Raw genomic sequence first — 14,352 nt, 5'->3', positions numbered from 1 at the left:
TCCAGTAGTTGATTCTTAAGCAAAGCTTTGAACAGTAGCGGCAATTGTATCGGGAGCATCGGTTTGATAAGACTTAATCGACTTATCGATACGCTTATTCATGCCCGACAGCACTTTACCCGGCCCACACTCTACAGCCATTTCAATAGAATTTGCAGCTAAAGCTTGTACGCACTCTACCCAACGAACAGGAAGGTAGATTTGCTGGATCATAATATTCTTAATTTTTTCAGGGTCTGGCTCACCAGCGGCAGAGACATTATGAATAATATTAATCTCAGGCGCTTTAAATTCGACAGATTGAAGATCTTCTTGCAGTCTTTGTGATGCAGGCTTCATCAAAATCGTATGGAAAGGCGCACTCACCGCTAAAGGCATTACTTTTTTCGCACCTTTAGCCTTGGCTGCAACAGCAGCGCGATCCACAGCTTCTTTGTGTCCGGCAATAACGACTTGACCAGGCGCATTGTAGTTAACTGCCGCAACCACTTGGTCGCCAGCAGCTTCAACACAGGCGTCGTTAACGTCTTGGTCGCTCAATCCGATAAGTGCCGCCATCGAGCCGACTCCGGCAGGAACGGCTTCTTGCATGTACTTACCACGGTTGCGAACCAAAGCAACGGCGTCTTTAAACTCAACCACACCAGCGGCCACGAGAGCCGACCACTCACCCAAACTGTGACCAGCCACAAAGTTAGGACGGATATCAGAAAGCGACTGCCAAACTCGCCATATTGCCGTACTCGCGGTAAGCAATAAAGGCTGAGTAATTTCAGTCATATTGATTTGGCCATCTTCGTCGTTTTGCGACAATGCCCATAAATCGTAACCCAAGACATCGGATGCCTCGGCAAATGTTTGTTCAACAATTGAGTGTTCTGCGGCAAGTTCAGCCAACATTCCTTGGCTTTGCGCACCTTGACCTGGGAAAATAAATGCCAGATTCTGAGTGGACATATAGATAGAAGCTCTTTGTATGTTTGAAATTAGTATTCTATAGCTCTAGCGATAACCGTTATTGGGTTTCGTCAACTGGTGATGAATTCTGCCATTTCATCACGCAAAAGCTCGGTTGTTTTTTTACTGGCGAAGTCATGGGCCATTTCCAATGCGTATTGAAAAGCCAAACTATCAGCCGAACCGTGACTTTTTATCACGGATCCATTCAAGCCGAGAAAGCAGGCGCCATTATAGCGAGCGGGATCGAATTGTGTTCGCCATTTTCGCAACAAAGGCCGGGCAAATTGGCCAAGAGCACGTCCATAAAGACTAGATTTAAAGGACTCTTTGAGCTGAGATAAGGCCATTCTAGCCACTCCCTCACTTACCTTTAATGCAACATTGCCCACAAATCCGTCACACACGATGACATCGACATGGCCGCTGTAAATAGAATCCCCTTCGATAAAGCCTGAATAATTCAGTGTTTTGTCATTTTTCAGTAACGCATGAGCCTGCTGAATAACTTCATTACCCTTTTTGCTTTCTGTTCCAATATTCAGCAAAGCCACCTTAGGATTTGAATTGCCGTCTACTAAGCGGCTTAACCCGCTGCCTAACTTAGCAAAATCGTGCAATACACTGGGCTCAACATTTACGTTGGCACCCAAATCCAACATGTAGCTATGACCGATTAACGTAGGGATTGGTTTACATATCGCCGGACGCTTCAAGCCAGAGTATGCCCCCAAAATATGGTAGCCAAACGCCAATAAGGCCGCCGTATTGCCAGCACTCACACAGATATCTGCTTGGCGGTTTTCCACCTCTACCAACGCCTGCGCCATTGAAGATGACATTTTACGCCGCAAAGCAACAGAAATACTCTCATCCATAGCCACAGATGATTCGCAATATCGAATTTCTAAGTTAGATAATGAAGGGATACTAAGAGAGGCGTCTTTAACAGCAAACAGTTTGACGTTAACTTTAGGGTTGTTCTCGGCGAACTTGATGGAGGCAGGAACAGTGGAGCGAAGACCGTGGTCTCCGCCCATCGCGTCTACAGCGATCGTTATCTGTTTCGACAAACGATAATTATTCGTCAGCGTCGGTATTGATAACTTTATTGCCGCGGTAGAAACCATCTGCACTTACGTGATGACGAAGGTGTTTTTCACCAGTGGTTGAATCGATAGATAAGGTTGGGCCACTCAAAGCGTCATGAGAGCGACGCATACCACGACGTGAACGAGTTTTCTTACTTTTCTGAACTGCCATTGATTAAGCTCCTAAAAAATACATCGGTCTTGAGCAGGGGCGCCTCGAATAATATTAGTCGATCTTATGTGATCAACTAATAACACGTTATTGCTTCGGCGAGCCCTTGAGTTGTTCAAGAACGCTAAATGGATTCGTTGTTTTGGTCTCTTGTTTCTCTTCACCAGAACTGAACATTGCATCAGGAACACATTCATAGTCATGAAATGGTGCCATTGGCAACTCTAGAAGAATCTCTTCTTCTATCAGCTCGTGCAAATCTCCGCTTTCACCCTCTACTATCCAAGGATCTAACGATCTAGGCAGTAATTTGGCATCAGCTTGATCACGAGTAACTGCGACATTGACATCGGATGATACTGAAACCGGCAAAGGTCCAAGGCATCGTTGACAGACAACAGAGAAGTTAGTGTCTATCGTTCCGGTTACAACAGAATGTCCGTGATCATCAATCTTAAAATCTAAATCGACTTCCACCACACCCGCTTTCTCCTGAGCCACTTCCAATATTCTTGGAAGAGACGAAAGATCGAGTTGACCTTGAATTTTCCCCTGCTGTTGTGCAAATTTTCGTGCATCAATAAACCGAGGAACTGAGGATCTTGAGGTGTGCTGAGTCATAGGCGCGCAATTCTATGTATACTGCCCACCAGTGTCAAAACAATTTGCCATAATCTTTGAAAAATATCCCTAATTTTCATCTACTTTCAAACAGTTACCGTTTTACATGCAAAATTTTAAGTTAGTTTTAGCCTCAACCTCACCCTATCGCGCAGAAATACTGACCAAGCTAAACACTCCGTTCATTCAACAACCTAGCGACATAGAAGAAACCGAAATTCCTGGCGAAACCCCAGATGCCAGAGCTATGCGATTAAGTCGCGAAAAAGCGGAAGCCGTAGTAAAACACCTAACAAACAGTTCATCAGAACAAAATGACTGCATCTACCTAGTTATTGGCTCTGATCAAGTCGCGCATATCGACGGCGAAGTTCTCCACAAGCCCGGTAATTTTGACAATGCCGTTCGACAACTTAAAAAGTCCAGCGGCAAACAAGCAGCGTTTCACACAGGTTTAACCTTAATCAATGCGCAAAGTGGCGAGCACTTGAGCGAATGCGAAATAACTCGGGTCAATTTTTTAGAACTTACCGAATCACAAATCACAAACTACCTAAAAATCGAAGAGCCCTACAATTGCGCAGGCAGTTTTAAGTCAGAAGGATTAGGGGTAACACTGTTCGAGAGCGTCGAAACATCCGATCCCAACAGCTTGGTCGGACTACCGCTGATAAAATTAACAAAGCTGCTCAGAAAGTTTGGCGTGGAACCCCTGTCTTAGCGCCATTGCTCTATAAACCGACATAGAAAAAGCCAGCTATTGCTGGCTTTTTAGGGTATTGAGAACACAGACTACTGGATTATCTGAGTGACAAATCTGCCTCAGTGGTCAGCATCGTTGAGATTCCCTTGCCAACCGAAACACCAAATTGCTCAATGATTTGAGTGAACGGATCAGGTCTAACACCGTAATCGACAATTTCTTCAATTCCGATCACATCGCGCGCAACCTTGCCAGCACTTCCCAAGCCATCGACTAAACCAAGTTCCAACGCCTGTTCACCGTTCCAAATAAGACCGGTAAAGAGATCCGGATTTTCGATATCCAATCGATCTTGTCTGCCCTTTTTCACAACATCGATAAATTGCTCATGGGTATCCGTAAGAACACCTTCCCAGAAATCAACTTCGTCAGGGTTTTGAGGTGAAAACGGATCCAAAAATGCTTTGTGATCACCTGAAGTGTATTGACGTCGCTCAACGCCGAGCTTGTCTAACAAGTCGACAAATCCAAAACCAGAGGCCACAACCCCAATGGAGCCGACCAAACTGGCTTTATCTGCATAGATTTCATCGGCGGCAGCAGCAATGTAGTAAGCACCCGAAGCACCAAGATCGGAAATCACGGCATACACTTTTTTGTCGGGGTATTTCTCTTTCAAACGATAGATCTCGTCATTGACATAACCCGATTGAACTGGGCTACCGCCGGGGCTATTAATGGCGAGAATAACTGCTTTTGAATTTTTCGCTTCAAAAGCCTTACGTAACCCAGTAACAATGGCGTTAGCGTTGGCATCCGAATCTGAGGCTATAACACCTTTTATATCCACCAAACCAACGTGTTCTTTTTGAGAATCCATCGCGCCGTTAAATTGGCCACCAGCCCGTAAAAGAATCAGAACTGCGAAAATATAAACAAAAATGAGAACTTTAAAAAAGATACCCCACCGCCGAGCCCTTTTTTGCTCCTTGTGGGTCTCCATTATCATTTTTTCGATTACTTGCCACTCTTTTGAGCCGAGATTATTGGACGGGTGCTCTGCCACGACTGCTCCTAAATAGTTGATGATTTTCGACTAGATTGTGATCACGAACTGGGAATTTTGGCCAAGTTTTCATAGCCTTACGATGATCAATTTTGCAATAAGACAATATAAGCGCTCAAAAGGTTGCTTTAAGAGTCTTGCAATAAGCCATCATTAAAACTCCCAATCGAGCAAACCATCAAATGACTCCAAAATAAGCTCAGGCTGAAACCGCGACAGCTCAGATTCAGAATGAGAACCAAAATTAACCCCGATACGCTTCATACCCGCGTTTTTTGCCATTTCCAGATCGAATGTGGTATCACCAATCATGACCGATTCTTCTGCTCGAAAGCCCAACTCTTCCATTAATTCAAACAGCATCAACGGATTGGGCTTTGAAGCCGTTTCATCCGCGCATCGGCTGGACGAAAAGTGTTGCGAAACTTGAGATTCAGTAAACACCCGATTTAATCCTTTACGGGTTTTACCGGTGGCCACCGCCAAGGTATGGCCACGCTCTTTCAATTCTGACAAGGTTCTTTCAACCCCAGAATAAAGTGGCGTTGGGGTACTGTCGTGAACAAATGCCTTAGAATACAGCTGAGCTAGGGATTCTTGCTCAATGCTTGCCAGTGAGGGGTACAACGTATCGATGGCCTTCGGAAGCGACAAGCCAATGATTGATTTGATTTCATCGACGGTTCTGGCTTCTACACCCAATGAATCAGCGGCTTTTTGAACACATAAAACAATCTTATTGAGCGAATTACTGACGGTTCCATCCCAATCGAATATATACAGCACTTTCTTACTTGCCTCTTACAATATTGAGTATTTTCAGGGTCAATTAACCGAATCTAAGCGACTCAACACCGTCGACAGATCATCAGCCAAAGGAGCCTCAACGGTAATGGTTTCGCATTTGTCCTGTTGAACCTCAGAATCAGCAGCCCTATAAACAGGCAGCGTTATCTTAAATGCGTGTAAAAACATTCTCTTGAGACCAAACTCTTTCAAATCTTTATTAACTTGGTCAACACCGTATTTATCATCGCCAACCAATGGGTGGTTAAGATATTGAGCATGCACGCGAATTTGATGGGTTCGCCCGGTAACCGGCTGCGCTTCGATAAGGGTAAATTGGCCAAGTCCATTAACTTTAAAACGCTCCAACACACCGATGCGAGTCAGTGATGGTTTTCCCGAATCAATCACTCTGACAATTTGCCCACCGCCAGCAGAGTCAGTTTTAGCCAACGGCGCATCAACTTGGGACACACTCGATTTCCAAGCGCCAACGGTCAAAGCCATGTAATGTTTGGAGAATGTATCGCGCTCTTTTAGCTTAGACTGCAAAAACCTGAGCACTGGGCGTTTTTTTGCCACCATAAGACAACCAGAAGTATCTTTGTCGAGCCTATGCACCAATTCCAGGAACGGGCAATCCGTTCGAACTTGGCGTAGAGCTTCAATCAGGCCTAAGTTCACGCCGTCTCCGCCATGAACGGCAAGGCCAGCTGGTTTATTTAAAACCATCAAACCCTTATCTTCATACAACACCGCGTTCGACAAATAATTATGGAGAGACTGACTGACCGTCTGCGTAGGTTTTCGCTCTGCTGTTCGAATCGGAGGGATTCTTACCACATCACCAATGCACAATTTGTATTCCGGCTTAACTCGCGATTTATTAACGCGCACCTCGCCCTTGCGAAGAATTCGATAAATTCTGGATTTAGGAACACCTTTTAATTGGTTTATTAGAAAGTTATCAACTCTTTGGCCTTCGTGAGCTTCTGATATTTCACACCAATTGACTTGGAGAGTATTTTTTATAGGTCCGGGGTTTAAATTCATATCTTTTTAGCTAGGTTAAATCCAACCTTTATCGTCTCAACTCGAATCTCGTAAACAATTTACGAATCTAAAATCTAAAGTTCATCTATCACTTATATTGGTCATGGTATGTGAAGACCGCAAATCGCCAAAGTCGAAAATTTTGCGGCCAATACATGAACAAAGGTTCCAGTTAATTTGACCGCTTTAGTTGATTATTTTAATTTTCACTGATAAATTGACCTTTAGGGCATACTTTTAGCAGGAAAAAGTATAAATAAGCTATAAGTCAAATCCTAAAATTGAATCTTCATACTACAATTAACTGTAGGTTGATTAACTTGAGGGTTTGCCCTGACATTAATTACCGATTAACTAGTATCTAGTGTGGTGAAACCACCTACTTCCTCCGTTAGCCAATGATATTTAGCCAAAAGCTAATACGCTAACGAAGTTACTAGTTTTATAAGATTTTTAGATTTCGTGAGCTACCAAGCTGACGATTAACTGTTAACAGCTCATTTTGCTTACATCAACTTATTAAGCAACGCGGGCACACTGGCGGCGTGATAGAACAAATTGCTAGGAAATATCTAAAATTGGGGGTTTGTAAGAGCTTTACAGCCAAAATTTACACTGGTTAGCATTGTATGCAAGTAACCTACTTAAAAATTATGTGATTATGTTTGGATCTTTAGCCTGAATTTTAACATAACTGAGGCTAATAGTTTCCGAAAGCGTTGAAAGATTTATTGGTGCTAAGTCATTTATTAGATAGTAATTAAATACAACGAGCACAACGATAATTTCCTGACAAATAATCAGCGAAATAACTCTGTGAAGATAGATAGCGGCAAACTTTTTAAATGCCGATGAATGACATCAATAATCTAACAATGATCATTAATTACCACTTATTCTGTACAAAGTTCAAACAAAATAAGTGCTTAACAATAGACTGAGCAATTTGCTTTAAGAAATCACACTCATTGATGTGATTCATACAACAGATGCCTTGATAGCACAGAAAGCAATCGTGAAATAATTAATACAATTAACCGTCAGTAAACCTGAATTCGTATTTGGCTAGATAAAATACTGGAATCTAGCTTTTCAAAACTGACCATTAATTAACTGATACGAGCTCATAACAAACTATTGTTTGCCGGCAAAACAAACATTGCCCAACAAAAAATGATCAGAAAAACGCTAAAAACTATTAAATAAAAGAAAGTATTCAACAATAACATCACAAACTGAGTTACTTGCCCGATAAACAAACGCTTTTAAGCGAATACACAACGGTTTATCGACTATTTAAATAGCATTGGTATAAATTTCAAAATCAGTCTAACCATAAAAAATTAGTAACGTTTTAAACTCTTACACCCCCAATATTTGCACTTTTTTAGCACTAAAACCCCATGTTAGATCGCGCCTAGCCTCCTGATTAGCTAGGTATTACATGAAAAGAATGTTAATTAATGCAACCCAGCCGGAAGAGCTGCGTGTTGCGCTGGTCGATGGCCAATGGCTGTATGACCTCGATATTGAAAACCGTACCAGAGAACAAAAAAAGGCCAACATCTATAAAGGCAAAATTACTCGCATTGAGCCGAGTCTAGAAGCTGCTTTTGTTGACTACGGTTCTGAAAGACACGGTTTCCTTCCCTTAAAAGAAATTTCTCGCGAATACTTCCTTAAGCAACCCAAAGAAATTGAAGGCCGCTTGCGCATCAAAGATGTCGTCAAAGAAGGCATGGAAGTTATTGTCCAAGTCGACAAAGAAGAGCGTGGTAATAAAGGCGCCGCCCTAACCACCTTCGTTAGCTTGGCTGGTCGATACTTGGTACTTATGCCAAACAATCCGCGCGCTGGTGGTATCTCTCGCCGTATTGATGGCGATGATCGTTCCGAACTAAAAGAAGCTCTCAGCGGCACCACTGTTCCTCAAGGCATGGGCATTATCGTTCGCACCGCAGGTGTTGGCCGAAGCTCAGAAGAACTTCAATGGGATCTCGATCGCTTAACCCGATTGTGGCATTCAATCAAAGACGAATTTAACGAACAGCCGTCTCCCCGCTTCTTATTTCAAGAAAGTAACGTTGTTATCCGAGCAATTCGCGACTACCTTCGTCATGACATCAAAGAAGTTATCATTGATAACCAAGACGCTTACGATCAAGCCTGTAACTTCATCGATCACATAATGCCCAATTATCGGAATAAGGTTAAACTCTATACCGATAAAACCGCATTATTCAGTCGCTTCCAAATCGAAAGCCAAATTCAAACTGCTTTCCAACGCGAAGTTAAACTACCCTCCGGTGGCTCTATTGTTATCGACGTAACCGAAGCGTTGGTGTCCATCGATATCAACTCCGCGCGAGCGACCAAAGGTGGCGACATTGAAGAAACCGCACTCCAAACCAACTTAGAAGCGGCGGATGAGATCGCTCGTCAGTTGCGACTGAGAGACATTGGTGGACTGCAAGTTATCGACTTTATCGATATGCAATCCAACAAAAACCAGCGGGAAGTGGAAAATAAGCTTCGCGATGCGCTTTCTATGGACCGAGCAAGAGTCCAAACCTCTCGCATCTCCAGATTTGGCCTGTTAGAAATGTCTCGTCAGAGACTGCGTCCGTCGCTCGGCGAAACAACGTCCAAGGTATGCCCAAGATGTAGCGGCCAAGGCACCATCCTGAGCACCAAACCAATGGCGCTGTCCATTTTACGCTTAATTGAAGAAGAAGCTCAGAAAGACCACAGTGCAGAGATTCGCGCAATCACACCGGTTACAGTCGGCACTTACTTGCTGAACGAAAAGCGTACATCTATTTCAGACATAGAAAAGCGTCACAACACCCGTGTCGTTATCGTTCCTAACGAAGAGCTTTCAACCCCTCATTTTGAGGTTCAACGCCTGCGTGAGAACGACGAAGGCACGTTAGAAACCAGCTACAAAATTACCGTCGCACAGCCTGAAGAATCTTCCACAGAGCAAAAATCTGCGGTTAAAGAAGCTGCATCAGAACCACAAAAGCCCGCCGTTGAACGCGTACCTGCGACACAGCCAGCACCGCCACCGCCAAAAGGCCCAAGCCTTATCAGCAAGATCTTAAAAGCGCTGAAGCAATGGTTAACTCCGGAAGAAGAAAAGCCATCCAAGCACAAGCGATCTAAAGACAGCAAAGGCGGAAAGCGCAACGAGTATTCTCGCTCTAAGAGAAAGCCTCGCTCTAGAGATGAAAACAGAAACAACGGTTCCGACAATCAGCGCGATGGCGGTAATTCACGTCGCCCTAACAATAAGAAGTCGGCGCGCCATGAGGACAACAATCAGTCCAGATCAGGTCGTCAACAACGTAACGATAACCGCACAGATAAACAAACATCTGATGCTAACGACAATCAAAACAAGTCGGATAATCGTCCAAATAAGCGCCCTACTAACAAAAAGCCTCGGCCTCAACCTCGCAGAAGAGGTCGTCGTGAAGACTTAGTCAACAACGATAGCAACGCTCCTAAGGCTGTTGAGACAGAATCACAAGTAGCTGGCGACAGCAATCTTGATAATCAAGTGGCCAATGCCATTGAAAAGCAACAAACCGAGTTTGCTTCTCATAGCACAGAAAACAAACAGCAAGCAGTAGAAGCAAAAGCTGAAACGCGAACAAGCGAACAAGCTGCGCCGAAAGCGCCAGAATCACCAGCTGCAAGCGAGACCTCCGAGAAACCACCTGTGGCTGCAAGCCAACCAGAAGTCACGCAACCCGCTAATGATCAGAAAGTTGAGACAGAGGTTTCTCAGACTGAAGTTGAAACGAATGAAGCTGCAACCAAAGCGGTAGAGACGCCGGCTGAGGAGTCAGTAGCAACAGAAGAGCCTAAGTCAGTTGACGCTCCGGTTGAATCAGAACCTCAGGCAGTGGCTGAAAATAACTCACCGGAAACTTCGCAAGCCGCTGATACTGATGCCAATGAAGAAGCCAAAGACGCTGTTGTTTCTACTGACGAAGAAACGAATGCAGCAACTGAAGAAGTAACCACCTACTCAAGAGCTACCAATGACCCTAGAGTAAATCCAAAACCGGTTGGATCTATCTCTATAGAATCTCGCTCTCATGAGGTTCAACTGTCGGCACCATTGGATACCGCTCAGCCGGCAAACATCGCCAGCAACCCTCGGGCACTGAAGCGACCAGCGAATGACCCTAGAAATCAAAGAATAGAAGCGTAAGCCTCTAAAACTTGATTCCCAATTAAAGCCCCGAGGGTAAAACACACCCTTGGGGCTTTTTTGAATCCTCATACTTCTCTCCTCTCCATTCCAATAACCGTCTGTAACCAACCTTACAAAACTCTTTCTTTTTCAATCACCTACAAAATCGCACAAATTTTGACGACTACATTTCGCTCAATCCTGCTGCGAAAAGATCAAGCTGATTAAATAATTTACAAGATTACAATTTCTTTAAAAAATAAGGGCTTACGGTATTGCGCTGGAAACTCTCCTATGTATAATCACGCTCATCCGGTGGGGTGGCTGAGTGGTCGAAAGCGGCGGTCTTGAAAACCGTTGAGTGTAATAGCTCCCAGGGTTCGAATCCCTGCCCCACCGCCATTTATTTTCTTGTCTAGCTTCATCCATTCAAGTTTCTATCTTTTGATCAGCAATTCTTGTAGCTCTTAAGTTTTCCTAAAGTCCTTTTCTGTTTCTCCTCTGAAAAATACACTCGTTCATTTAAGATCAGCACAGCGAAACCTGCATCAACAGGAATAAACCTGACACTTGGTCGGCAAGCTGAAAAGATTTCTTTGATTCAAAATTAAACTTTAAGCGTGTTACTACAATCTAAAGGACTATTAAAGATCGTAAGATCGGTTACCGTAGCTAATAAATTAGTTAACTTAACTGATTATTTAGGATTAGTTGAACCGGCAAACAACTGAGACCACGAAAACAATTGTGTCTTTAATGAGCGGTCTAAGATTTGCTAAAAGAGGCAAGTAACATCATAATTCTGATTATTAAATTGGTTAACCAAATTTAGTAACCTTTTGAATTAAATGGATTTTTAAAGATAATCGACAATCTGGAATTATTTTGGTAAAAATCCTTGATTAACCATAATAAAAAGTACTTTAACGGTCCTAGACTCTTGAATTTAGTCAGACCGCCCGTATTATTAACCAACAATACTACTTGGAATTAAACCGGAGAATCCTAATGCGAGAGATATCAGCAGCTCAATCCGCTGTTGCACAATCGGAACAGGTCAGCAAGGTATTGCGTAATACCTATTCGCTACTGGCCATGACTCTTATTTTCAGTGCAATTACAGCGGGAATTTCAATGGCGCTAGGCCTAGGCCGTGGCGTTGGACTTATTTCTTCTTTGGGAGCAATCGCACTTGTATGGTTTGTACTTCCAAGAACCGCTAATTCAGCCGCTGGTATCTGGGTTGTCTTCGCGTTTACCGGTCTTCTGGGCTTAGGTCTTGGCCCAACCCTTAACGCGTACTTAAATCTCGCTAACGGTGGTGCAATCATTACCCAAGCACTCGGCGGTACTGCCATTGTTTTCTTTGGCCTTTCTGCCTACGTGCTAACAACTCGTAAAGATTTCAGCTTTATGGGTGGCTTCTTAATGATCGGCCTAATCGTAGCCATTGTCGGCTCACTGGGTGCTTTCGTAGCCAGCTTGTTCGGCGCTGATATTTCCATGTTCAGCCTGGCTATTAGCGGCATGATTGTATTGCTTATGTCTGGTTTCATCTTGTATGACACAAGCCGCATTATTCACGGCGGTGAGACCAACTACATCATGGCGACCGTTTCTCTATACCTAAATATTTACAACTTGTTCACTGCATTGCTTCACCTTTTAGGTGCAATGAACGACGACTAATTCTAGCGTCAGAACATCGTTAAAATGCCCCTCGTTATGGGGCATTTTTCGTTTAGAGACCCACCACACTGAAAGCTTATCACTCAATGAAATTGTCTCTTGGGGTCTACGCTCCACCTTCTTCTCCCGCAGCTTATAACGCCTACCGCTTCGCTCAAGCCGTAACCGAATCTTCCAACGAGATTTACAAGATATTCTTTTACTTTGACGGCGTGTACAACGGCAACAGCCTGGCAACACCTCCGAGTGACGAGGTGAATTTACCCGAGGCTTGGGCAGAGCTAGCGAATAATCATCAAGTAGAATTGTGCGTATGTATTGCCGCTGGTATCCGCCGAGGTATTCTGGATGCAGACGAAGCGACTCGAAATCATAAACATTGCGCAAATCTCAACGACAAATTTCAAATCGTAGGTTTGGGCCAACTGCTAGATGCCGCGGTTAAAAGCGATCGATTTGTGACCTTTGGTTAGATGAAATGAAAACAGACCGCTCGAACGAAGCCAGCACCCTAATATTCGGTGAATCACATGACGCCTAAAAACCTTTTGTTCGTCATTCGGCAAACGCCCTACGGACCACTGCCCGGAAAAGAGATCGTCGACGCACTACTCGCCTGCTCGGCCTATGGTCAAAATATCAGTATTTTGTTTATCAACGATGGCGTATTTCATCTCAGTCCAAATCAGCAAGCTCAATTGATCAAAAAAAGTTCAGTTGAAAAAATGCTTTCGGCTCTCGCAATCTATGACATCGATAAAATCTACGCTTGTGAAGAATCGGTAGCCTTGAGAAATATTACGCTCTCAGGCGGCCCACTGACGGTAACATTATTGGACCGATCAAAGATAAACGCCCTGATGTCGAAACAAGACAAATTACTCAGTTTTTAAAATGATCTTACATATCGTCTCTACATCACCGTTCAACAGCTCGCACTTGGTCGACTGCCTGAATGTAATTACCGAATCAGACGCACTTTTGCTCATCGGCGACGGAGTCTATGGCTTAACCAACGCTCATCTGGCCAACATAGAAGATAAAAGCATCAAGGAAGTGTTCGCCATCAAAGACGACTGTCTGGCAAGAGCATTAGATACAACCCCCACTCCACGCGTGCTATCCATTGATTTCCACCAAATGGTTGAAATTGTCGAACGCTATCCCCTTTGCCAGAGCTGGTTTTAATGACACAAACGCTGAACGTAAATGATAAAGAAATTCAGCTCGACGACGTGGGTTTCTTAAAAAATTTAGAAGAATGGAACGAAGATATTGCCAATGCTTTCGCGCGCGAAGAAAATATTCAACTCAGCGAAGCTCACTGGGAAGTCATACACCTTCTGCGTGAATTTTATCAGCAGTTTGAAATATCACCAGCAATGAGAATACTGGTAAAACAAGTAAAACAGAAACTGGGCGACGAAAAAGGTAAAAGCGTTTATCTACTCAAATTGTTTCCAGAGAGCCCGGCCAGAGTTGCCAGCAGAATCGCCGGACTACCCAAACCGACGAATTGTTTATAAAGCATTTTTATAAAACCCGCGCACAAAACCCAAGAGAACTAAGGTGACGCTTGCTCACCTTGAACAGTGGCAACAAGCGTTCTGGCACCACCATAATTTCGATGCTCTCCCAAATAAATTCCCTGCCAAGTGCCTAAATTCAATGTTCCATTCTTGATTGGCAACGACTGAGACGCACCTAAAATACTGCTTTTAAAATGCGCTGGAAGATCATCGCTGCCTTCTAACGTATGTTCGTAATAAGGCTGATCCTCTGGTGCCAATCGATTAAAAAACTTTTCAAAATCCGATCTCACCGTCGGGTCAGCGTTTTCATTAATTGTTAACGAGGCAGACGTGTGTTTAATAAACAAATGCAGTAAGCCGACATCAAAGCTTTGAATTTCCGGCAACAAATCCAGAACTTCATGAGTAATCAAATGAAAACCACGGGGCTTAGACGTTAATCTAATTTCTTTCTGGAACCACATTGTTTTTATTCAAC

General features: G+C 43.7%; 15 protein-coding genes and 1 tRNA gene. 8 read left to right on the top strand and 8 right to left on the bottom strand.

The genetic code is table 11. The annotated features are described in order from the left end of the window. Nucleotides 1–15: 15 nt before the first annotated feature. The 4 genes from fabD to LU361_RS18125 all read right to left on the bottom strand — a co-directional run bounded on the left by fabD (nt 16) and on the right by LU361_RS18125 (nt 2,841). On the bottom strand, nt 16–957 hold the full coding sequence (fabD, locus tag LU361_RS18140) for an ACP S-malonyltransferase (RefSeq protein WP_233090526.1): 942 nt from the start codon (nt 955–957) through the stop codon (nt 16–18). A gap of 71 nt (nt 958–1,028) precedes the next feature. Continuing rightward, the gene (gene plsX, locus LU361_RS18135; protein ID WP_286206517.1) at nt 1,029–2,087 is read right to left on the bottom strand and encodes a phosphate acyltransferase PlsX; all 1,059 of its coding nucleotides are present in this window, start codon (nt 2,085–2,087) and stop codon (nt 1,029–1,031) included. Continuing rightward, a complete protein-coding gene (gene rpmF / locus LU361_RS18130; protein WP_233090522.1) occupies nt 2,038–2,220 on the bottom strand; it encodes a 50S ribosomal protein L32 in 183 nt (60 codons plus the stop codon). Before rpmF ends, plsX begins: the two co-directional genes overlap by 50 nt. Before the next feature lie 87 nt (nt 2,221–2,307). Further along, nucleotides 2,308–2,841, bottom strand: coding sequence for a YceD family protein (locus LU361_RS18125; protein ID WP_233090521.1), 534 nt, complete (start codon nt 2,839–2,841; stop codon nt 2,308–2,310). A 106-nt stretch (nt 2,842–2,947) separates the two neighbouring features. On the opposite strand from LU361_RS18125, the gene LU361_RS18120 reads away from it, so the two are divergent. Further along, entirely contained in the window at nt 2,948–3,562 is a 615-nt protein-coding gene (locus tag LU361_RS18120; protein WP_233090519.1) for a Maf family protein, read from the top strand. 79 nt (nt 3,563–3,641) lie between these two features. Here LU361_RS18120 and LU361_RS18115 read toward each other — a convergent pair whose 3' ends face one another. From LU361_RS18115 to LU361_RS18105, 3 genes are all read right to left on the bottom strand, one after another. Further along, the gene (locus LU361_RS18115) at nt 3,642–4,610 is read right to left on the bottom strand and encodes a S49 family peptidase (protein ID WP_233090517.1); all 969 of its coding nucleotides are present in this window, start codon (nt 4,608–4,610) and stop codon (nt 3,642–3,644) included. A 153-nt stretch (nt 4,611–4,763) separates the two neighbouring features. Continuing rightward, the gene (locus LU361_RS18110) at nt 4,764–5,396 is read right to left on the bottom strand and encodes an HAD-IIIA family hydrolase (RefSeq protein WP_233090515.1); all 633 of its coding nucleotides are present in this window, start codon (nt 5,394–5,396) and stop codon (nt 4,764–4,766) included. Between the two features lie 39 nt (nt 5,397–5,435). Further along, nucleotides 5,436–6,449, bottom strand: coding sequence for an RluA family pseudouridine synthase (locus LU361_RS18105; RefSeq protein ID WP_233090513.1), 1,014 nt, complete (start codon nt 6,447–6,449; stop codon nt 5,436–5,438). Between the two features lie 1,444 nt (nt 6,450–7,893). Here LU361_RS18105 and LU361_RS18100 point away from each other — a divergent pair. The 7 genes from LU361_RS18100 (at nt 7,894) to LU361_RS18070 (ending at nt 13,868) form a co-directional block, all read left to right on the top strand. Continuing rightward, entirely contained in the window at nt 7,894–10,671 is a 2,778-nt protein-coding gene (locus LU361_RS18100; protein WP_233090511.1) for an Rne/Rng family ribonuclease, read from the top strand. A 296-nt stretch (nt 10,672–10,967) separates the two neighbouring features. Continuing rightward, nucleotides 10,968–11,055: transfer RNA gene (locus LU361_RS18095), tRNA-Ser, on the top strand. Between the two features lie 606 nt (nt 11,056–11,661). Continuing rightward, nucleotides 11,662–12,342: a Bax inhibitor-1/YccA family protein gene (locus LU361_RS18090; RefSeq protein WP_233090509.1), complete on the top strand. Its 681-nt coding sequence runs from the start codon at nt 11,662–11,664 to the stop codon at nt 12,340–12,342. An 86-nt stretch (nt 12,343–12,428) separates the two neighbouring features. Continuing rightward, nucleotides 12,429–12,815, top strand: coding sequence for a sulfurtransferase complex subunit TusD (tusD, locus tag LU361_RS18085; RefSeq protein WP_233090507.1), 387 nt, complete (start codon nt 12,429–12,431; stop codon nt 12,813–12,815). 57 nt (nt 12,816–12,872) lie between these two features. After that, a complete protein-coding gene (gene tusC / locus LU361_RS18080) occupies nt 12,873–13,235 on the top strand; it encodes a sulfurtransferase complex subunit TusC (protein WP_233090506.1) in 363 nt (120 codons plus the stop codon). Nucleotide 13,236: 1 nt separating this feature from the next. Beyond that, a complete protein-coding gene (gene tusB, locus LU361_RS18075; RefSeq protein WP_233090504.1) occupies nt 13,237–13,530 on the top strand; it encodes a sulfurtransferase complex subunit TusB in 294 nt (97 codons plus the stop codon). Next, a complete protein-coding gene (locus LU361_RS18070) occupies nt 13,530–13,868 on the top strand; it encodes a TusE/DsrC/DsvC family sulfur relay protein (protein WP_233090502.1) in 339 nt (112 codons plus the stop codon). Before tusB ends, LU361_RS18070 begins: the two co-directional genes overlap by 1 nt. 38 nt (nt 13,869–13,906) lie before the next feature. Here LU361_RS18070 and LU361_RS18065 read toward each other — a convergent pair whose 3' ends face one another. After that, complete coding sequence (locus LU361_RS18065) at nt 13,907–14,338, bottom strand: secondary thiamine-phosphate synthase enzyme YjbQ (RefSeq protein WP_233090500.1); 432 nt, start codon at nt 14,336–14,338, stop codon at nt 13,907–13,909. Nucleotides 14,339–14,352 lie beyond the last annotated feature (14 nt).

The sequence above is a fragment of the Sessilibacter corallicola genome (assembly GCF_021290925.1).
GTDB lineage: Bacteria > Pseudomonadota > Gammaproteobacteria > Pseudomonadales > Cellvibrionaceae > Sessilibacter > Sessilibacter corallicola.
Note: the sequence above shows the minus strand (reverse complement) of the source record. Positions and strands in the feature narration are given on the sequence as shown.